The sequence below is a fragment of the Desulfatiglans anilini DSM 4660 genome, from assembly GCF_000422285.1.
GTDB lineage: Bacteria > Desulfobacterota > DSM-4660 > Desulfatiglandales > Desulfatiglandaceae > Desulfatiglans > Desulfatiglans anilini.
In genome coordinates this window covers 1-19,049 of record NZ_AULM01000037.1, presented here as the reverse complement: position 1 = coordinate 19,049, position 19,049 = coordinate 1, and the positions used below count along the sequence as shown (strand labels likewise).

19 protein-coding genes and 1 pseudogene are annotated in these 19,049 nt (G+C 56.6%); 14 read left to right on the top strand and 6 right to left on the bottom strand.

From position 1 onward, the window contains the following. Positions 1-84 precede the first annotated feature (84 nt). Positions 85-1,386: an MBL fold metallo-hydrolase gene (locus H567_RS25825; RefSeq protein WP_051185084.1), complete on the bottom strand. Its 1,302-nt coding sequence runs from the start codon at positions 1,384-1,386 to the stop codon at positions 85-87. 232 nt (positions 1,387-1,618) lie between these two features. Beyond that, complete coding sequence (locus H567_RS25820; protein WP_161626652.1) at positions 1,619-3,106, bottom strand: SagB/ThcOx family dehydrogenase; 1,488 nt, start codon at positions 3,104-3,106, stop codon at positions 1,619-1,621. 515 nt (positions 3,107-3,621) lie between these two features. On the opposite strand from H567_RS25820, the gene H567_RS0117805 reads away from it, so the two are divergent. Then, complete coding sequence (locus H567_RS0117805) at positions 3,622-4,635, top strand: phosphotransferase family protein (protein WP_028322421.1); 1,014 nt, start codon at positions 3,622-3,624, stop codon at positions 4,633-4,635. Continuing rightward, positions 4,632-5,372 carry an HAD family hydrolase gene (locus H567_RS0117800; RefSeq protein ID WP_028322420.1) on the top strand — a complete coding sequence of 247 codons (741 nt, stop codon included), beginning with the start codon at positions 4,632-4,634 and terminating at the stop codon, positions 5,370-5,372. Before H567_RS0117805 ends, H567_RS0117800 begins: the two co-directional genes overlap by 4 nt. Before the next feature lie 133 nt (positions 5,373-5,505). Here H567_RS0117800 and H567_RS0117795 read toward each other — a convergent pair whose 3' ends face one another. Both H567_RS0117795 and H567_RS25815 read right to left on the bottom strand, forming a co-directional pair. Beyond that, positions 5,506-6,036, bottom strand: a complete 531-nt coding sequence (locus tag H567_RS0117795) for a carboxymuconolactone decarboxylase family protein (RefSeq protein WP_028322419.1) — start codon at positions 6,034-6,036, stop codon at positions 5,506-5,508. A 600-nt stretch (positions 6,037-6,636) separates the two neighbouring features. After that, complete coding sequence (locus H567_RS25815) at positions 6,637-6,921, bottom strand: hypothetical protein (protein WP_153306253.1); 285 nt, start codon at positions 6,919-6,921, stop codon at positions 6,637-6,639. On the opposite strand from H567_RS25815, the gene H567_RS28680 reads away from it, so the two are divergent. The 3 genes from H567_RS28680 (at position 6,920) to H567_RS0117775 (ending at position 10,947) form a co-directional block, all read left to right on the top strand. Next, positions 6,920-7,096 (top strand): hypothetical protein, encoded by a 177-nt coding sequence (locus H567_RS28680; RefSeq protein ID WP_153306252.1) that lies wholly within the window; start codon positions 6,920-6,922, stop codon positions 7,094-7,096. The two genes, H567_RS25815 and H567_RS28680, sit on opposite strands and share 2 nt — an antisense overlap. Before the next feature lie 140 nt (positions 7,097-7,236). Beyond that, complete coding sequence (locus tag H567_RS0117780; protein WP_028322417.1) at positions 7,237-7,872, top strand: outer membrane beta-barrel protein; 636 nt, start codon at positions 7,237-7,239, stop codon at positions 7,870-7,872. 450 nt (positions 7,873-8,322) lie between these two features. Further along, positions 8,323-10,947: a hypothetical protein gene (locus H567_RS0117775; protein ID WP_028322416.1), complete on the top strand. Its 2,625-nt coding sequence runs from the start codon at positions 8,323-8,325 to the stop codon at positions 10,945-10,947. 370 nt (positions 10,948-11,317) lie between these two features. On the opposite strand, the gene ptsP is transcribed toward H567_RS0117775, so the two are convergent. Next, on the bottom strand, positions 11,318-13,051 hold the full coding sequence (gene ptsP, locus H567_RS25810) for a phosphoenolpyruvate--protein phosphotransferase (RefSeq protein ID WP_244155512.1): 1,734 nt from the start codon (positions 13,049-13,051) through the stop codon (positions 11,318-11,320). A 258-nt stretch (positions 13,052-13,309) separates the two neighbouring features. Here ptsP and H567_RS0117765 point away from each other — a divergent pair, with 258 nt between their 5' ends. The 9 genes from H567_RS0117765 (at position 13,310) to H567_RS0117725 (ending at position 18,749) form a co-directional block, all read left to right on the top strand. After that, positions 13,310-13,537: an AbrB/MazE/SpoVT family DNA-binding domain-containing protein gene (locus H567_RS0117765; protein ID WP_028322415.1), complete on the top strand. Its 228-nt coding sequence runs from the start codon at positions 13,310-13,312 to the stop codon at positions 13,535-13,537. Beyond that, positions 13,534-13,686 carry a hypothetical protein gene (locus tag H567_RS28675; RefSeq protein WP_153306251.1) on the top strand — a complete coding sequence of 51 codons (153 nt, stop codon included), beginning with the start codon at positions 13,534-13,536 and terminating at the stop codon, positions 13,684-13,686. Before H567_RS0117765 ends, H567_RS28675 begins: the two co-directional genes overlap by 4 nt. A gap of 200 nt (positions 13,687-13,886) precedes the next feature. Then, positions 13,887-14,087: a cold-shock protein gene (locus H567_RS0117755; protein ID WP_028322414.1), complete on the top strand. Its 201-nt coding sequence runs from the start codon at positions 13,887-13,889 to the stop codon at positions 14,085-14,087. Between the two features lie 180 nt (positions 14,088-14,267). Continuing rightward, on the top strand, positions 14,268-14,420 hold the full coding sequence (locus H567_RS29205) for a hypothetical protein (protein WP_167330941.1): 153 nt from the start codon (positions 14,268-14,270) through the stop codon (positions 14,418-14,420). 261 nt (positions 14,421-14,681) lie between these two features. Next, the gene (locus H567_RS0117750) at positions 14,682-15,428 is read left to right on the top strand and encodes a glycosyltransferase (RefSeq protein WP_028322413.1); all 747 of its coding nucleotides are present in this window, start codon (positions 14,682-14,684) and stop codon (positions 15,426-15,428) included. A 73-nt stretch (positions 15,429-15,501) separates the two neighbouring features. Then, positions 15,502-16,881: an ArnT family glycosyltransferase gene (locus H567_RS0117740; protein ID WP_161626651.1), complete on the top strand. Its 1,380-nt coding sequence runs from the start codon at positions 15,502-15,504 to the stop codon at positions 16,879-16,881. 41 nt (positions 16,882-16,922) lie between these two features. Beyond that, complete coding sequence (locus tag H567_RS0117735; protein ID WP_028322411.1) at positions 16,923-17,546, top strand: LysE family translocator; 624 nt, start codon at positions 16,923-16,925, stop codon at positions 17,544-17,546. A gap of 415 nt (positions 17,547-17,961) precedes the next feature. After that, a complete protein-coding gene (locus H567_RS0117730; RefSeq protein ID WP_028322410.1) occupies positions 17,962-18,198 on the top strand; it encodes a YMGG-like glycine zipper-containing protein in 237 nt (78 codons plus the stop codon). An 11-nt stretch (positions 18,199-18,209) separates the two neighbouring features. Further along, positions 18,210-18,749 carry a hypothetical protein gene (locus H567_RS0117725; protein WP_028322409.1) on the top strand — a complete coding sequence of 180 codons (540 nt, stop codon included), beginning with the start codon at positions 18,210-18,212 and terminating at the stop codon, positions 18,747-18,749. Positions 18,750-18,823: 74 nt separating this feature from the next. On the opposite strand, the pseudogene H567_RS29400 reads toward H567_RS0117725, so the two are convergent. Continuing rightward, positions 18,824-19,049 (bottom strand): annotated as a pseudogene (locus tag H567_RS29400) (hypothetical protein); the annotation flags it as partial.

The following is a 19,049-nucleotide window of genomic DNA, read 5'->3' as shown; positions in this document are numbered from 1 at the left end:
GAAACAGCCGGGGGAGCGAACACCATCTCAAGGTCGATCACCAGTCCACCATGCGCCGCCGGGTTCGCGGCCAATGCCACCGTGCTAAAACGAGTGTTTGCTGCCGACGCCGATCTGCATCAGATCCTCGCCGATGATCAGCTTTCCATAAAAGCGGCGTTTGGCCTGCATCAGGTGCGTCCTCGGCGTATTCCCCGGTACGATATGGTTGAGGACCAGCGTCCTGACCCCGCACTCCCTGGCGACGACTCCAGCATCGGCAATCGTCGTGTGCGAAGCATACATGTGCTCTTTCAACGCATCCATAGGCGCCTCGGGTTTCGGGCCGAACTTCTGCTCGATCCAGGCAGGATCGATGACTTCATGCACGAGGATGTCCGCGCCGGCTGCCAACTCCTGCAAATTCCAACTGGTATCCCGCCCGGTGTCACCTGAGATGACAACGGACCCGTCATTCGTGTCGAATCGAAAGGCGAAGGCCGGAAATACCTGATGATGATTGACCAGGGTCGCTTTGACTTCGACCTTGTCATCGCTGTAGACGACGAAGGGCGTGATATGCGGGCAGGGGTCGACATTCGGATCCGACCATCCCTCCGGCATCGGCACCAGGATGTCGTTGTCGTAGGGCCCGATCTCCTTGACATCGATAAGAGCCGTGAAATCGGGGTATCCGTTGTCAAGCGTCATATCATTGATGGTCTGGGCGTAGGCCTGCCAGATGAGTTCGGTCATCTCCCGAGTGCCGGGCGTCTGCGTGCTCGAGTAGGGCTCGTACGTTGTCGTGGGAATAATCGTTCCGTTTCGTTGCAGATATTCGCTCTTGTCCTCTTCCAACTTGCCCCGGTTGCAGGGGCCGAACACCTTCAGGGGGACCCTGCTTCTCTCGTTCGTCACGGGGTCTGTGTAGGAGCCAAGTCCTGCCCCGGGCCCGATCAGCAGCAGATTGGGGTAGTCGGCGGTGTGATCCTGGTGAAGGTGCGTTAGAAAGAGGGCTTTCACTGCCTGAAGAAAAATGGAGGAGCCGTCCTCTATCTTCCCACCCGGTGTGTCGATCCATTTGCCCCAGTTGAACGCTTGTGCAAGACGGTTGGTCGTTCCCTGCCCCAAATCGATGACATAAACGGCATCTCCAACCACCAGGGCCGACGAGGTGCTCGCCCGGTTCGTTCCGGGCCACCACGAAACACCGCCGGTTGTACCCAGAAGCACGAGACGGGTGTTATAATCCAGGAGCCTAGGGGGGATGATGATACCCCCGGGCGCGCCTCCCACAGCCGTTCGTGCCGCCCCTGGCAAAACCGAGGCTGCGGCGGCAAATCCTGTCGCCTTGATGAATGTCCTGCGAGAGATCCTCCGTTTGATCAGATCTGCAATGATAGACATACGGCCTCCCCGTTGGATTCCCTGTTGAATAGGTGGAGCGCCTCGTTCGGGTCAAAGCACCCTTGAATCGATCTGCCGAAGGTAACAGATGGAAAAACGGATGTAAATCGAATTACGGACTGCACATGGTCAGGCAAGGGTTTGTTTCCACTCTGTCATGGTTGGTTCTTCCCATTCGAACGTCTCATCTTCCTTCGGGAAGCAAGCCTCATCGATCAAGAAGCAGCGAGCGTCAGGAATCGTGGGGTAATTTTTTCACCGGACCCACACCCAGCAGGTAGAGCATCCTGGACGGCTGGTTCAACCCCAGCAGTGCAGCCGCCTCGCCGTCGTAAAAAGCACCGATGCCGCAGCAGCCCAACCCCAGGGCCGTCGCCGCCAGATACACCCTCTCTCCGAGCCGCCCCGCCGTGAGCATGGCGTAGCGGTACCCGCGCGGCCCCCAGGCCTCTTCGAGGAGATCCAGGTTGGCGATCATGACCACCTGCAGGGCGCAGTGCGAAAGCCACTCCTGATCCAGGCACACCCGCATCATGGGCTCGATCAGGGCGCCGCGGGCGGCCGCCCCCCAGGAGGCGGCGGCAGGGTCCACCAGGTAGAAGCCCGGGTCCACCCCTTCAACGTTTCCGGCCAAGACCCCCGGGCAAACGCAGTGGTCCCGCATCCGCTCCACGCCCCCCGACGGACCTTCCAGGCAAAGCACCGACAGCAGGGCTGCGAATGAATCCCGTCCCAGCGTCTTGGGCACAAAATTGCGGAGGGACCTCCGCCTCGCCACTGCCTCGGCGAAATCCAGCCTCTCGGGCCAGTGGTCGGCATTGGGCAGGGGGCGCCACTCGTCGGGCGCAGGCCCCAGGCTCACAGCCGCAGCAGGCACGCCAACAGGAGTGTGCGCGGCGTGGGCGCTGCAGGCATGCATCTCCGCGGGCAGAGGATAATCGATCTCTCCCGGGGAAACGCGGCTGGCGGCCTGCATAGCTTCAGGAAGGGCCTCCGAATGATCCGGGAGGCGGAATGGCTCCGCTGACGGATCGGCCACCTGCAGAAAAGCCAGGCACACCTCCCGCTTCGGATCGACCCCCAGGAAGGCGTTGGCGCTCTCGTCCTCGAAATCATAGCTCAGCCGGCAGGGCAGACCGAAAGCCCTGAGGGTCAAGACCAGGTTCTCCAGCAAATGCCCCGTGTCCATCAAGTAGTATCGGTAGGCCCGGTCCCGGTATTTCCAGGCGCTCCGAAAGAAAATGGCCGTCATGAAAAAGACCAAGTGCGGCGAGGCGTCTTCCTTTACCGGGCCGATGCGGCGCAGCCTTGACAGGCCGTGTCTGGCGATGGAAAAATGATAGAGGCCGTCCTCCAGCCCCTCCACCGACCCGGCGGCCAGATAAAGTTCGAAGGGATAAAGGGCGCCTGCCGATGGGACGCTCCTGAAGAAGAACTCCCCATCGGAGTGGCGCGTCCTCGCCGTCAGCGTGTACGCCGTCCCGAGCACACTGCTCAACAGCTCCAGCGTCAGCGGGGGTATTTCCCCCGGGGTTCTCTTCAGGACATCGGAGAGCCGCCCCTCCGGCCTGCGCACCTCCCGGGGCAGATCCACCAATCCCACCTCCCCGGGGTATCCTTTGTACACATCGGGCTGGTTGGCCCAATCCAGAAAGTGCCCGTCCAGCCTGCCCCGCTCGTAGCTCGTGCGATGGTGGTATTGTCTGCCTGAGTCGATCATGACGCAATCCTCCTTCACCTTACAGGAGCCGCCTTGGGCGGCGCCACCCATGAAATCAGCACCCCCGACACTGCAGCGAGCAGCCCCAGGGAACCAGATGGCCGCGAAAGCGCCGATCACAGCCCTCTTCCCTGCCCGCTCCTCCCTCATCGCTCCTCCGCATGTGCACTGGAGACGAGATCGAAATCCCTTCGCATCTGTCCCAAAGCGGTTTCCACCTGAACCCCATCTCCATTTTTGTTGTGATATGAGGGAAAGTTAGCACAGACATGCAAGCTTTATCCATGTGGATTATGAAAAGAGTGGGCCACGGACACCATATGGATGAGGCATGCCTGATGAAAAGGGGATTGCGACGACCCTGCAAATGCGCAACCAGCACCCAAGCCAAAAACGGGATTGTTTCCACCCCGACATGGTTGTATCCTGCCGTTCGGGATATGGCCGGTAAACTCGCTCCGTTTTACGGACACCCGCTCTGCGAGAACCCTTCAAAAGCTGATGGATAGATACGGATGCGCATCCACTATATCGGGCACTTGCCGCCAGATGATCCGCTGGATGGATTTCTGCGTTTCGACATCGCCCCCCGACTCGACATTCAAGAAACCCCTTCCGGGTTCCGTGTTTCCCGGTTCGCCTTTTCGAGAGACGTGTACTTGTACGAGGCTGTTGAGAACTCCTTTCGGGTGGTGGGCAAATTCTTTCCCCCCGGCCGCCGCTTGCCCCATGGGGCAGCAAACCCTCCGACGGAAACGGAATTCCACAACCTGGCCCTCCTGCACCAGCTGGGCCTGAACCGTTGGCCGTTCCGGGTGGCCCGTCCGCTGGGATACAACCCCTGGCTCGATCATGTCCTGATCGTGGAGCATTTCGACGGGCAGCTGCTGGACGAGGTGATCGATCGGGCGATTCGGCATCACCACCCCGACCGGCTTTTCCAGAAGCTCTCGGCGCTGGCGGCGTTTCTCGCCGCCTTGCACAACCGCACCGCCGGCGATCGGAGCGTCGACTTCCGGGAGCCTTGTGAATACGCAGGCCGCCTGATCGAGTCTCTGGTCCAGAAAAGAGGGATGCCCCGGAGTGAAGCCGACGAGATCTACCGGCTGCGGGAAGGGTGGTGGAACCGAAGCTGTATGTGGGAAGACCGCCGGGTAATCGTACACGGCGATGTCACGCCCTCCAACTTCGCCTTCGGCCCAGGCCAGGAGGTCATGGTCTTCGATCTGGAGCGGATGACCTGGGCGGACCGCGTCTTCGACCTGGGCCGGCTGACCGGAGAGTTGAAACACTTCTTCCTGCGGGGAACAGGAGACCCCTCGGCCGCCGAACCCTTCATCGGGCACTTCCTGTGGGAATACTGCGGCCATTTTCCGGACCAACAGGACGCCTTCCGCGCCATCACGCGCCGCATCCCGTTCTATCTCGGCATCACCCTCCTGAGGATCGCCCGCAATTCCTGGATCGATCACGCCCACCGCCGCCTCCTGCTGCATGCAGCCAAAGAAAACCTGAGGGCCATGACATGAAGATCAAGGGCATCTTATTCGACATCAACGGGACGCTCATCGACATCCTCACGGATGAAGGCCTGGATGAAATCTACCGCGCGATCAGCCATTTCCTGACCTACCAGGGCATCTACCTCCATCGGGACGAGATCCGCAGCCAATACTCCCGGATCATGGATGAACAGCTGAAGGCCAGCAAAGAGAAGCATCCCGAATTCGACGCCCTCGCCCTGTGGAGGGAGTTCCTGGACCGCAACACGGACCCCGCCCGAACCCCCCGCCCGGCCGCGTCCGAGGACATGCCCCGGATTCTGGCGTGCCTGTACCGCGCCATTTCCCGCCAGCGTCTGGAACTCTACCCGGATGTGAAGTCCGTGCTCGAGGAACTCGAGCCGCGCTTCCCCCTGGCCGTGGTGTCGGACGGCCAGAGCGTCTGGGCCATGCCCGAAATGCGCACGGTGGGCATCGACCGCTACTTCTCGCCGATAGTCATCTCGAGCGACAAGGGATTCCGAAAACCGGACCCGAGGCTCTATCGAGCCGCGCTGAAAAGGATCGGGGCGCGGCCGAAAGAAGTGCTCTTCGTGGGAAACGACATGTACCGTGACGTGTACGGGGCCGCCCAAATGGGCATGAAGACCGTGTTTTTCGCCTCCAATCAGGGGCGGCGGCACATGGACGGGGTCGAACCGGATTACATCATTTACCGCTTCGCCGAACTGAAAGAGGCGATCCGGTTTTTCGAGCGGCGGTAGCCCGCTGTAAAAGTAAAAACCGATGTTGAAACGGTTTTTCCTTCGAATAGCGAAGCGATCTTCAATGCCCCATCCTCCATTCCGGCTGTAGGCCTTCAAAAGACCCTGCCTCCTGCCGGCTGCGAGCCTTTTTCTATTTCCCGGCCCCCAGGCTGTTCGATATGGTGTTGATGTAATTGAAGTAGGCTGTTACGGCGGTGGCCTCCAGGATCTGTGAGTCCGAATAGCCGGCATCCCTGAGAAGGTCGATATCCTTTTGCGTCAACTTGTAGTTTTCCTTGCCGGCGCATTTCACGCAAAATTCCATCAAGGCCTTCTCGTTCTCAGGGATGTCCATATGTTCGATCCCGGCCAGGACATCCCCGACCTGCTTCTCCGTCATGCCCAGCATTCGAGCGATCCGTTCATGCTCCCCGACACACATGGTACAAGCGTTGAGGTTGGAGACGAGAATCGCAATGCTCTCCTTGATGGGTTTGCTCAATTCGGTTGGACTGACCAACAGAGCCTTGAACAACTGGGTTGTCGCGTGATAGATGTCCGGGCGGATGGAGAGGATTCTTGCAACCTCGCCCACCTCACCTGTCTTCTCTTGGACGGCCTCCAACTGCGTTCTCACCGATTCCTCGAGTTCGCTGATCGGCGGAAGATCAAGGTATGCCATAAGATCCCTCCTCTCGCTTTTTCGGCCCCGGGTAGAAACCCTACCCCTCCGGGCGCATCAGAGTCCAGTGCCTTCGCCTTCTGGCTGGTTCATTCGGTGCAATCAAGACCGCATTGTCCCCCAACCAGACTCATTCATATGAAATGAATCGATTTTACCAGTCAACAGGAACAGATTTTATCAGGATCACAGCGCGGCTGGCTAATACAGTGAAAGAGCTTTTTCCTCTCCGCGATCTGGGCCGGGCGCACGTCAAATTTCTCAGCCAGTTCGTAAATCGGCGGCTGTCACTTGAGCGCTTCCAGTGCCACCTCCGCCTTGAATTGTTTCGCAAAACTCCGTCGCGGCGCCATCGTTGTCCTCTTTTTTGACCTCAGATTATACCTTGTGTCCATCCGGAAATGAGGATTTTTTGCCAATATCAAGGAAATCCAGCGTTTTCTTGTGCGGCGACCGGCAGTTATCCGCACAAGAAAACGTACAGATTGACGCCGAGATTGGCCAAAAAGACCATTTCCGGATGGAAACTGTTATTCCGGATAGCAACTTACCTTTAACGAACGGTCTTGAGGTGCTGGCAGAATTCCAGAGCATTCCTTTTCAGAAAATGAAACCGGTCATCGTATCCAACCCCCACAGAAACCATAGGGATATCGAAACGGGGCATACCGCCTCGGCGCCAAACTTTTCATGAACAGGCCGCAGAACCTTACCACGGCCAACACCATTGAGAAGTCGTGCACCGGTGACCTTGGAATCGAAATCTTCGAGGAAGGCCTCCAACAATTTCTCCAAGACGCCGGCAAAGCGTTCTTCAGCATGATTAACTTCACTTCGCGAATCATGCCGACCCACAGCACAAATAACTGTCCAGACGGAGAACATGGAAGAGCTGCTGATCGCCCGGCTCGATGAGCTGATGTACAGACTCGAGGCACATGCCCAACTGTTTCGGGAATATCCGGTTCATCCTTCCAACGAAGTCTATGAAAGTTCCAACAACTCCCTCAAGGGTTGCATTTTTCAAATTCTTTTTGTACGCTTTGGCGTGGTGAATTGATTCTGTATTTGCTTGCTCTCCGATCAGCAAGCCCTTTCAAGATGGATCACCGCATGATTGTCATAACCTGGGATAGGTCGATTCCGCTAACCTGGAAGAGCCTGATCTTGCAAAAGACAACTTAACGACAGGAGGAGCACATGATTAAGAACAGCCTGATTTATAGACTTACGCTTTTGTTGTCGGTTCTGGTCCTGCTGCCTGCGGCAGCGCAGGCACAGGAAAGCAAGGCCTCCGTGCGACTGTGGGGAGAATTGGCTCCGCTCGTCTCAGGGGAGGCCGGCAGCGGGAACGGAGCGCCGGATTACGATGACGCCTTCGACACAGGAATCGGCGGCGGCGGGGAATTCGCATGGCGGTTCTGCCGGTGGTTCAGCGGCGTGGCCGGGATCGGCTACGAGGTCTTCGGCGGTGACACCTACCAGGGCATCTCCTTCGAAGATCTCGAAATCGTTCCAGTCTACGCCGGCGGCAAGTTCCACCTGCTCCAGGGCGCAGCCCCGTGGGACGTCTACCTCCGGCTGGATCTGGGCGCCGCTTATCTGTCCTCTGTAGACATTTCTTATCGCCATCTGAAGGGACAGTACTGGGATTCCTCCTGGGCGTTCCTTTTTGCAGCCGGGGCCGGCGCCGAGTACCGCTGGGGGCCATGGGGCCTCTCTCTCGATGTCAAGGCGCGATACCTGGATTCACCCGAGGCCAAGCTGGGAAGGCCATCGGAGGCCGACGGCTTCTGGACCCTGCCCATTACAGTGGGCCTCAACTACCACTTTTAAGCCATGCACCTCGGAATCCTCTCCAGGCCGATGGCGTGCCTCTCGAACATTCCAAGCTCCCTTTCGGCCTTCCTGCAACGGATGTGTCAGCCAGCCGCCAAGTCGAAGTGAGCGCGGCTTCCAGCCCAATGGTAACTGCGAATTGAAAAGCCCTTTTGGTGAAGGCCCGGGAAAGATGCCTGGGTGCAAAAAGCCCTCAAAATCCTGCGGAACGAACGGATTGTCAGTACGCAGCCGGGATGAGGGACGAGAGAGACGCAGCAGATGACGTTTTCAACAGCCATTTGGCAGCGGCTTGAAAGGTTCACTGTGCCCCTCAGCGCGCAACCAACTGCAGCCTCGGCACGCTCCTCCGTGAGACCGGGAGCGAGAAGAGCGCGGATCCAACATCGTGAAACCGTTTCGGTGGCGCGGTTCGCCACCGGGCCCGAATCCGGAGGGAGACGGAACATGCAGATCGAGAAAAGATTTCTGGTTCATGTTGGTCGTTTGGTGGTTCTCCTGTCGATGATCCTTTACCTGGTCCTGTCTTCATCCCCAGCGGCAGCGGGCTGGCTGGACGACGTCAAGGATGAACTCTACATGCAGGAGGCGCGGCTGCTGGAAGGAAGCGCGTTCCTGGACGACCCTGTCTCCGGGGGCACGATCGAGGTGTACGATCGGCACGGCTTTCTCCTCCATCACATCGATGGCGCCACGGGTGAAAACGGCTCTTTTTCGATCGCCTTGCCCCTGCCGGAATCGTTCACGCTGGTCATTACCAAGGGGGAAATGCTCGGCAGACCCTTCGAGCATGAGCTGACCCGGTACGTCCACCTGTTCGACCCCGGGAAGGAATACAAGGTCAATGCCATCACGAGCCTGCTCGCCGCCTACCTGGCCGAACATCCGGAGGTACCTTATGGGGAGGCAAAGGACGCTGTGAGGGCGTTTTTGTCCATTCCCGAAACCATCGATCTGGACGATATCATCTACAGCAGCGAGTGGTACTGCTACTATTTTTCCCACTACGCCTTCATGAAGGAAGCCGAGGCCATGCAGGGCATGGAACCCTTCATCGAGCAGCTCCTCCGAGAACTCGAGGCCGGCGGGACCCGGTGCTTCTTTGATCCGGATTCCGTCGGTTCGTCGTATTTCAAGGGCTTCATGGCAGCGCTGCTCAAGGGCGCCCTCTCGAAGCTCGGCGGCGAAGGCACCGGCTGGATCCTGGGGCTGCTCAATACCGGGGGCGATGGGATCGACAGTCGCCTCAGTGATATGGAAACGGACCTCAGAGGAATCTTGAGCACCCTGGAGGAAATCGTCTCCGCCTTAACGAAGTTGGCGACTCGCCTCGCCCTGGACACGAACGAGGTGGAAACCTATATCGAAGGGCTGAGCGCGCAGGATGCCATCACCTTGATCAAGACCCATTACGGGCCGGAAGACTCGGACAGCCGGGGGGACACGAACACGCTGAAGTGGTACGCAAACTGCACGTCCGCCGATTCCAATCCCACCACCCGGGCCGACATAGAGAGATTCGTGGACAACGTCAACGGGGCTTGGGACATCGAGTCGCAGGTGCAGAAGATCCACGATGCCATCATCCCAGACGTGGGAAACACCGATGGACTCCTTGACCTCTGGACGAAGAGCTTCCTTCTCCAGGGACCGATCAACCCCACGGATCTCCTGCGTTATTACCAGACCCTGGAGCAGTATTTCGCGGTGCTGCTGTTCTACCAGTTCAAGGGCGCCAACATCGTCGTGGAGGCCTTGAACTATCAGTCCAGTTCCAATGGCACATCCCCCGTGAACGGATTCGGGCAGGACGAGGAGACACCCGCCTCCAGTTACCTGACGGGAACCTTCCAGCCCATGATCCGGGAGCAGACCGACCGCTTTCTCCAAAACGTCCTGAAGCTGGTCGCCAACAACTGCGGGCTCTACTGGGAGAAAAATTTCCTGGCCGAGAACGCTCAGGCCGTCCTGTCGAGAGCCACGTTCTTCATCATCCAGACGCTGGGCGAAGACCATTACGGTTTGAGATTAGGCGTCTTCGGAACGGAGAACCTCATCCACGACATCAAGGAAATAGGCGTTGTTCGTCCCACCAATCCCCCTAATTACGAGTGGGTCGGGACGCCGGGGGTCATGGTGGACGTGGAGATGCCAAGCAGGCCATACGACTATTGGGGCACGTTGGTCAACCCCGACCTCGGCACCCTCAAGAAAGGCACGACCTACAGCCTCCTCAAGGGCGACCTGGTAAAACCCTTCGACCCCGGAACCTACCAAGCCATGTATCATACAGGGGACCAGTACGATAAACACCTACTGGGCAACGCCGTCGTAAAAACCTATACGGAGGACTACAAGGAAGCCTCGAACGGCACCATCTCCTATGGTTATTTCCTGGCGCCGTTCCGAATCGGCGGGAAGGAGGTGATCATGGATCCCTCCGCCTTCAAGAGAAACTGGTACCACAACGACCGCAGCGGATCGGTCAACTGGTGGCATGACGAGAATCTGTACGACTCGGGTCTCTACTTGTATGTACAGGGAAAGAACAAATACACGAACGACAGCTCCAGCATCGACATGAGGGTCGAATGGTACCATCCCTTTACCTTCGAAGGAACCGAGTCGACCACGGCCTACCTCAACATCGCCGGCGACGTTACGGGAAGCGTCTATATCCGCCATGAAAACAACTGGAGCAATGACGCTGAAATCGGGTACCACATTGGTATCTATGATGACACGCACAAAAAAATCATCAAATACATCGACGGCAGCTTCGAGGCGTCGGATAATGGGAACACGCAGAATTACAGCAAGAAGCTGAACGATCAGATTTCTTTCACGCTGGAGCCAGGCGTGAAATACTACGTCTACGCAAACATCTATGGAAACGGGAGCAACTCCAGCGGAGATTACGAGTATGTCTGCAAATTGAACCGGCTCAACCACCTCTCGCTGACCTTTGTGAACAGCGAGTTCGGGACGCTAATGACAAGGCCCAAGCACATCTGGTTGCCGAAGGTCGGTCCTGCGAAGATTCTCAAGTTCCTCCGCGAAAGGAGAAAATAGCCGCTCGGCAGACCAAAGGGACGGAAGTGAGCGAGAAGCGGCAAAGGGTCACGTTGCTAAAACCTGTCGCCTATCCCGCAAAATGCATGAAATCTTTTGCTAGTCTAAATCATAAAAACGATATCCATAAATTCAAGAATCTTGAAGCTGGAGAAAAACACCTTGCGAAATGGGTCCCCTGTGCCAGGATAGTTGCCACTCGTCACCCTGCCCTGGTAAGCCCCGCAGCAGCAAGAAAAAATATCGGTTGACGAATAAAAAGCGAGGTGTTCTGGCTCGAACTCTTGCCCCGTTCTTCGCCAGGTTCGTCAGACCCGCCGACGTCTTAGCCTCGGCGCTGAAAAAGCCATCGCTGACCTCGCATCCTCCTTCATCTTGACTGCGCGGGCGGTGCATCTGCGCCGCTCGATGCAGCATCACGGGCTCCTTTGACGGCCTCCCCCCGCAGGCAGGCCTTCACCTGATCGGCATCCTCCAGGGCGAGGACAGAGCGGGCCAGGTGTCTGGCCTCCTCGCTGTCAACCGTTAGGATCGTTTTCTTCACCTCCGGGATGCGCGGCGCCGTGGCCGAAAGGGAGCTGAAACCAAGCCCGATGAGCACGGGGATGGCCAGAGGGTTGCTGGCCATGTCCCCGGCCATGCCAATGGGTTTCCCGGCCCGCTCCGCAGCGTGCGCCGTCAGGGCGATGAGGCGCAGCACCGCCGGGTGGAACGGGTCGTACCAGCGCGCGACCTTGGGGTTCATGCGGTCGGCCGCCAGGGTGAACTGGGTCAGGTCGTTGGTGCCGATGGAGCAGAAGTCGAAATCCCGCAGGTACTCCTTCGCCATCACGGCCGCCGAGGGCACCTCCACCATGATGCCGACTTTGTAGTCCCCGGGCCGGACCCCGTCCCGGCGGACCGCCGCATCGGCTTCCGCCACCAGTCTGCGGCATTCGCGCAGTTCCCAGAGCGCCGAGACGAAGGGGAACATGATCCACAGCTCTCCTGCGCGCGACGCCCTGATCATAGCCCGCAGCTGAGTGAGGAAGAGGTCCGGGATGTCCAGGCACATGCGCAGGCCCTGCCAGCCCAGGTTGGGGTTTTCTTCCGCCTCCCCGGCAAGGTAGGGGATGGTCTTGTCGCCGCCCGCCTCGAGCGTCCGCATCACCACGGGGCCGGGCACGCGGCTCAGGATGTCCTCGTAGATGTAGGCCTGCCGCTCCTCCGAGGGCGCCTCGTCCCCCACGAAGACGAACTCGGTGCGGAACATGCCGACCCCGGTTCCCCCTGCGTCGAGAATGGCCTGGATGTCGGCCGGGCCGGCGATGTTGCCCCATAGCCCGATCGGTTTGCCGTCGCGGGTGGCGGTGCGGCGGGCGGCCAAGGCCGCGAGGCCGGCCCGGTCCGCAGAGATCCCGGCAAGACGGTCCCGCACAGCCTGGAGGGCGTTTTCGTCCGGGGCGGCCAGGACCACACCCTTCTCGCCGTCGCAGATGCAGAGCTCCCCGTCCTCAAAGCGCCCGAGGGCGCCGTGGATGCCGGAGACGGCCGGTATGCCGATCTGCTTGATGATAATGGCCAGATGGCTTGTGACGCCGCCCCGTTCGCAGACGATCCCCGCCACGAGGCCCGGCTGGAGACGAGTGGCGTCGAAAGCGCTCATCTCGTCGGTCACGATGACCACCGGCGAGCCGGATCGGAAAAGGGGGATCGGAAGACCGTGCAGTTGCCGGAAAAGATGCCTGCCGACCTCCTCGGCCTGCCCTGCCCTGGCGCGCAGGACGGGATCCGGAAGTTCGCCGAAGATGACCGCGAGGTCGTTTACAGTCTGCACGACGGCGTCCGCCGCCGTCCGGCCGGATTGGATCCGGTCCGTGATGCTCCCGTGGAAAAGCGGGCTCTCCAGCATGGCCAGGAGCGCCTCCCTTGCAGCACTGTCTTCCATCCCATGAAGCACCGCCGCGACCTCCCGGCAGGCGGCCTCGAGGCGCCCGAGTTCCAAGGCCGCCTCTTCCGGTTCGAGTTTCCGGCCGCTGACCTCGAACATCAGATGCCGAAGCCGGAACACCGGCCCCATGCCGATCCCCGGCGAAAGGGCCAACCCCTCTATGCACTGATTCACTGCCAAGCTCTCTCTCCTTGCATTCCATTGTCCCTTCCGGCCCGCGGCAACGATCCCCCAAAACGGCAGGCAGGGGCTTCTTCCACTGGCTGAACTTTCTCTCTTTTAACCTCAATCGGCCGTCGAGGCAAAGATTAATATGCCTGAAGACGAGCGTGATTCAGCCTAAAGGGCATCCATTAGCGTTTGCTAGGGCGTTGCCATTCGCTGCGAAGGGTATTACTACGAACAGTAATACCATCCACCAGAGGCACAACCATGAGAGTCACCACCAAAGGCCAGGTGACCATCCCGGAGCACATCCGCGACAAACTGGGCATAACGCCGTCCACCGAAGTCGATTTCGTTGAGGAAGGCGGCCGCGTTTACCTCGTGAAAAAGCAAGGGAGCAGGCCCTGCACCCGGAAATTCAGGACATTGCGCGGCGCAGCGACCGTCAGGATGACCACCGATGAGATCATGTCACTGACGAGGTCGGACGAGTGAAGGCCGTGCTTGTCGACTCGAACGTCATCCTCGACCTCTTTCTGGACGACCCCGAATGGGCGGGGGAGGGTTTCCAGGAGAGCTGGCAACGAAGAGAGCCCGGAGGGCGACCGGAGTTGCCAGCTCTCCAGTACGCGAAAACCGGATAAACCCAAAATCCGGATGAACCAGAATATTGGCACACGTGTATTTTTCCTTGCTATTTTGTAGAAAGCTTATTAATCTATATCATCAATTGAATCCCACCGCAAATTGGCGGGAGAGTTTCTTTCTGCAGGATTATCAGTTTGTTAAAGGCTATCATCCTTCAGTTTGTAACGTTGAAATTTTTCGAAAGGAGGATGATACCATGGCAAATGGAACCGTTAAATGGTTTAACGACCAAAAAGGGTTTGGATTCATCGAGCAGGAAAACGGCCCGGATGTGTTTGTGCATCACAGCGCAATCAATGCGAGCGGGTTTAAATCCCTCAGCGAAGGTGCACGCGTTACCTTTGACATTGAGCAGGGAGCAAAAGGACCAAGCGCAGTCAATGTGACCGCTGTATAAGCTTTTTCGAATCAGCTAAAGGCATGCCCCGTTAGTGGGGGTGCCTTTTTTTGTGTGCGCCCGGCAGGGGTAACCCCGCCTCCTACCCGATGACCACCCCACCAACCCAACAATATCTGCGCTGAAGCCCTTCCCTGTTATCAGCGATTTTATAACCTAAAAAACAGAAATGAAAAAACCATGGCAAAATCCAATTACGCATTCAAGAAACGTCAGAAAGAATTGACCAGGAAAAAAAGGAAAGAAGAAAAACAGCAGCGTAAGACAGAAAATAAATCCAGTGAACCAGTCGAAACTGATGAAACAACCACACCTCCATCAAAAAAATGTTAGAATCGCTTGATTTCCTTTTAGGACCTGGTGAAAAGTCATCGTTTTGCCGGATTGCAGGGTTTTCGGACGAAAAAGCCAGGAGGGAAAGAACAGACCCTGGTCCTGACGACCCATCCCGTTCCGAAGCCATTTCCGAGGGAGGCGAATCCAAACTGGAAATACAGCTTGTCTGCCAGGTCTTTGCGGTATATGAACCTATGCCGTTTGTGTTGTGATTTCTTGGATCCTCTTCTCAGGCATGCATGAAATCAGGGAGCCTCCTTGGCACAAGATCGCACAGCGACACTCGTTCTCCTCTCCTACAACGAACGGGACAACCTTGCCAGCCTCCTGAAAAACATTCCGTTTGAAGTCTTTGAGCAGGTGCTGGCGATCGACGCGGGATCCACGGATGGGACGCTGGAACTTTACCGGGAGTGGGGCATCCCCTGCGTCATCCAGTCGAAGGCCGGGCGCGGCAATGCCTTCACCCTGGCCGAGCGATTGCTCAAAACCGAATATGCCGTCTTTTTCAGCACCGACGGGAACGAAAACCCCGCAGATCTCCCACGGATACTGGAATACTTGAGAGAGGGAAACGATCTCGTCATCGCAGGCCGCTATCTCCTTCCGGGTTCAAAAACCGATGACAGCGACGATCCTTTCCTTTTGAGGAAAACGGCCGGCATCCTGGGCAGCCTCATAGTAAGAGTTTTATGGCAAACGGGCGTGCGTGACTGCATCAACGGCCTGAGGGGATTCAAGGTCACATCCCTGATACGGTTGAAACTTGACGCGGAATGGCACGAAATTGAGCTACAAAGCACGATCCGGGCTGCCAAACTCGGCATGCGAATCAAGGAATTCGGGACCGCAGAGCAACTCAGGATCAAAGGAGTGCACAAGGAGAGCGCCAACACGTCAACGCTGCTTCTGAGCCTGGGACGCATGCTCCTGCGGGAAATCATCGTAGGGAAAAAATTCGGCCAAAAAGGACCTCGATCCACAGAAAATGTCCCCTTTTCTTAAAAAGCACGGCCCGGTCATCCTGCTGGCCCTCCTTTTTGGGGGGCTTTATTCAGCCTCCCTGGATTCCCATGGCATGTTTATGTGGGATGAGGCCGAATACGCCTCCATCAGCAGATCTGTGCTGAACGGGGAAGGCTTTTCGATCTGCGGGCAACCCAACCCTCTCCGTCCTCCGGTCCTTCCCCTGGCGGGGGCCGCCGCGGCGCTTCTGGCAGGAAATCCAGCAGATCACATCCTCAAGGTCGCCATCCTCCTCTTTGCACTGGGCGCGCTCTTCATTGTCTACCTCGTCACATCTGCAGCATCGAATCGGATGACCGCCCTTGCCGCCGCAGCGTTCCTCGGCATGATGCCGGCATTCTGGCAACACACGTCCTATTTCCTTTCGGAAGTCCCGTTTCTGCTTTTTTTTTCAGGAGCAGTCCTTTTCTTTTACCTCGGGCTCCACAGGAAGGCAACTTATCTCTATGCAAGCTGGATCTGCTTCGCCTTGGCCCTCCTCACACGCTACACGGCCCTGCTGTTCGGCCCCCTGGTGATCATCTTCCTCATCCTGGCATGGCTGTCGCCTGTAAAGGCCGGCCGGGAGCACATCCTGAACCGGCATTTCTTTATCAGCCCCTTTGCCGGCATAGTCCTCCTCCTACCCTGGCTCCTGCGCCAGCAGTTCACTTTCGGTAACGCCCTTGTAGGATTTCAGATCGCCTCGGGGCAACTGAGCGCATACCTGCCTGGGACGACTATGCCGTGGTGGTTTTATCCAGCCTGTCTGCCCGAGATGCTTTCATGGCCCATCCTTTTACTGACCATTCCAGGTCTCCTCTGCATCTACCGCGAAAAGAGCGGACTGGGACTGCATGCCGTCGTCACAATCCTTTTTTTCCTCCTGTGGTTCAGCGCCTTCCGATACAAAGAACCGCGCCTCATAACCGGCATGCTGCCTCTTATGAGCATCCCCGCGGCCCTTGGGCTTCGGGAGGCGCAGCATCGGCTTACCTTTCTTTTCAGGCAACCCCAGACGAGGAGAGCCTTGTTCACCGTCCTTGCCGGCGCAATCCTGCTTTTCACGCTGATCTTGAATTACCGTGCAACCATCCCCACGATAAAAACCACCGTTGCTCTCGGCTACCCCGTGTTCACCCAGGCGATGGAGCGTTTGCAGGCCGTCAGCACACCGTCGGATCTCGTCATGGGGCCTAACACGCCTCAGATCTGCTGGTACGCAAACCGCAACTCCATTGATTTTCCTGAACGGGAAAAGTTCAAGGAGGACCTGAAGAAGGTTTCCTGGGTCGTCATTACAAACTTCGAACGCGGTCAGAAACCTTATGCGAATGATTTATTGAAAACAATCAGACAAAAGGATTTAGATGATCACAACGTCTTCGTCTTCAGAGACAGCCGCTTCTTCACGGTGCTGATCAAGAGCGAAATTCTGAGGCACCGCATTTAACCTGCTGCACCGCCGGTTTTTCAAACACGCTAAAATATTATATGCTTTATTTTTTGACATTTGGGACATTATTGGGTTTGTCTGCGGGTTTCGCACCAGGACCGCTTTTGACTCTTGTTATTACAGAAACACTTCGACATGATATCAAATCCGGTATTAAAGTAGCGCTAGCACCGATCTTAACGGATTTTCCAATCATTATCTTGACGCTTTTTTTCTTATCAAAATTAAATGATTTTCACACTATTTTAGGTTTGATTTCCATCGCGGGCGGTCTGTTTATTTTAACCATGGCCTATGAAAGCATTCGCATAAAGGGAATTGATCTTGATTCCAGAGATTCAGAGACGAATTCATTCACCAAAGGGATTTTGGCGAACGCTTTAAACCCTCATCCGTATTTGTTCTGGTTCAGCGTCGGCGCCCCGACCATGGTCGCAGCGATGCAGAAAAACATCATCGCACTGTTAGCCTTCATTGTCAGTTTTTATGTTTTTCTCCTGGGATCAAAGATCCTGTTGGCTGTGTTGACTGGAAAATCAAAATCCTTCCTGACCGGCAAAGCATACCTTTACATCATGCGCTTCCTTGGAATGGCACTGGGAGCCTTGGCAGTCGCTCTTTTTTACAACGGGCTGAAACTCATGGAAATAATCAAAGCCTAGACGCGCAGAGCAGCCCGGCTTGTTGCCCTCGCCTCGTGCGGTGGGATGAACTAGTTATTTGATTTTATCTTTAAAATATGTTAAATTAAAAGAACGTTAGTCTGGAAATCGTAATGTATTGATACAACCTAAGAACGCATTTTAAGAGCGAATTTATTCACCATTGCCAGGGGCAGAATAGCCACTTAAATCAAATTAAATAAATCAAAATTAACGCAGTCATTTTACCTTCACAAGGATGGATTAGTTCGAAAAATGCTAAATTTGCCCTGTAACACGGAGAAAACTTGGGAAACTTTGTCCCAGAACAAAATTCGGGATTTGGGTTTATCTCCATCTCGTTTGTGTGACTGGAAAAATCCTTATTTGCTGATGGACACTGGGAGTGACATCTGAAGAAAGGGGGAACAACCAAATGAGATACCGAACATTTTTTGTGGCAGGCATGTTGATCGTCCTACTGGCTGGATGCTCAGGCATGACGACGAGGGAGCAGAGGCTGCTCAGCGGCGGCGCCATTGGGGCCGGTTCCGGAGCGGTCATCTCTATTATCTCCGGTGGAAGCGTAGGCGGGGGGGCCGCTATAGGAGCGGCCGCCGGGGCTCTCGGGGGCCTGATATACGATGAATCCAAGAAGAGAGATAACAGATAAGGAGGCATCCGATGAAAAAGCTGATTCTCGGGATGATTTTGCTTCCATTGTTTTTGTGCGCTCAGACGGCTGCCGCTGAAACCCATCGAAGCGAACTCGGCTACACCATGAACATCCCTAATGGTTGGGTCTCACTCAGCAACGAGGATGTCCGCGGAAAACCCGAGGTGGTCGAAGCGGCGCTGCAGGCAGCAAAAAAGACCGAAGGCCTGACCGCATGGCCCGACCGCATCTCAGCCCAGCTGAAGTCAATGCTGGAGGGTGGAAACATGGACTACTATTATAGCCCGGATCCCCGTTTCACCATTTCCGTTTACAAGGCCGGGACGAACATTCCTCGATCCGCCAATGAATTAAGGGATGTTTGCATGAATCTTTCCAATGAACTCTCCGAGCAAGCCGAAAAGAAGGTACAGGTCCACTGTTGTGAACTCAGGATATTGAATGGAAATGTGGCCCTGCACATCGTGGCGGATGATTACTGGAAGGGACATAAATACATTCAGTCACTGCTGTCCAAATTAGCCGGGGATTCAAACTCCACCCCCTGAAAACATTGGGATTTTAGAGCAGATTTGGCGGATTTGGAAACCAGGTTGTACTTTCGACATGGATGCTGTCCCGATTATGAAAACGCGAAAGCCAGCTGTTCGTGGTCTAGGCCGAGGGGAGGTGTTCCCCACGGCTCGTTCAGCCACCTCCAAAGATCACGATAGGTAAAGAGGTTCATCCTGAGGAGCGCCACGAGGTTGGAAATGGACCAGGCGAAGGTGGCTCGTAATTGAAGATATTTCAGAATCAGCATGGCGATCAGTGCTGTCCAAATCTGGGTCTTCAAAGCGTTGGCAGAG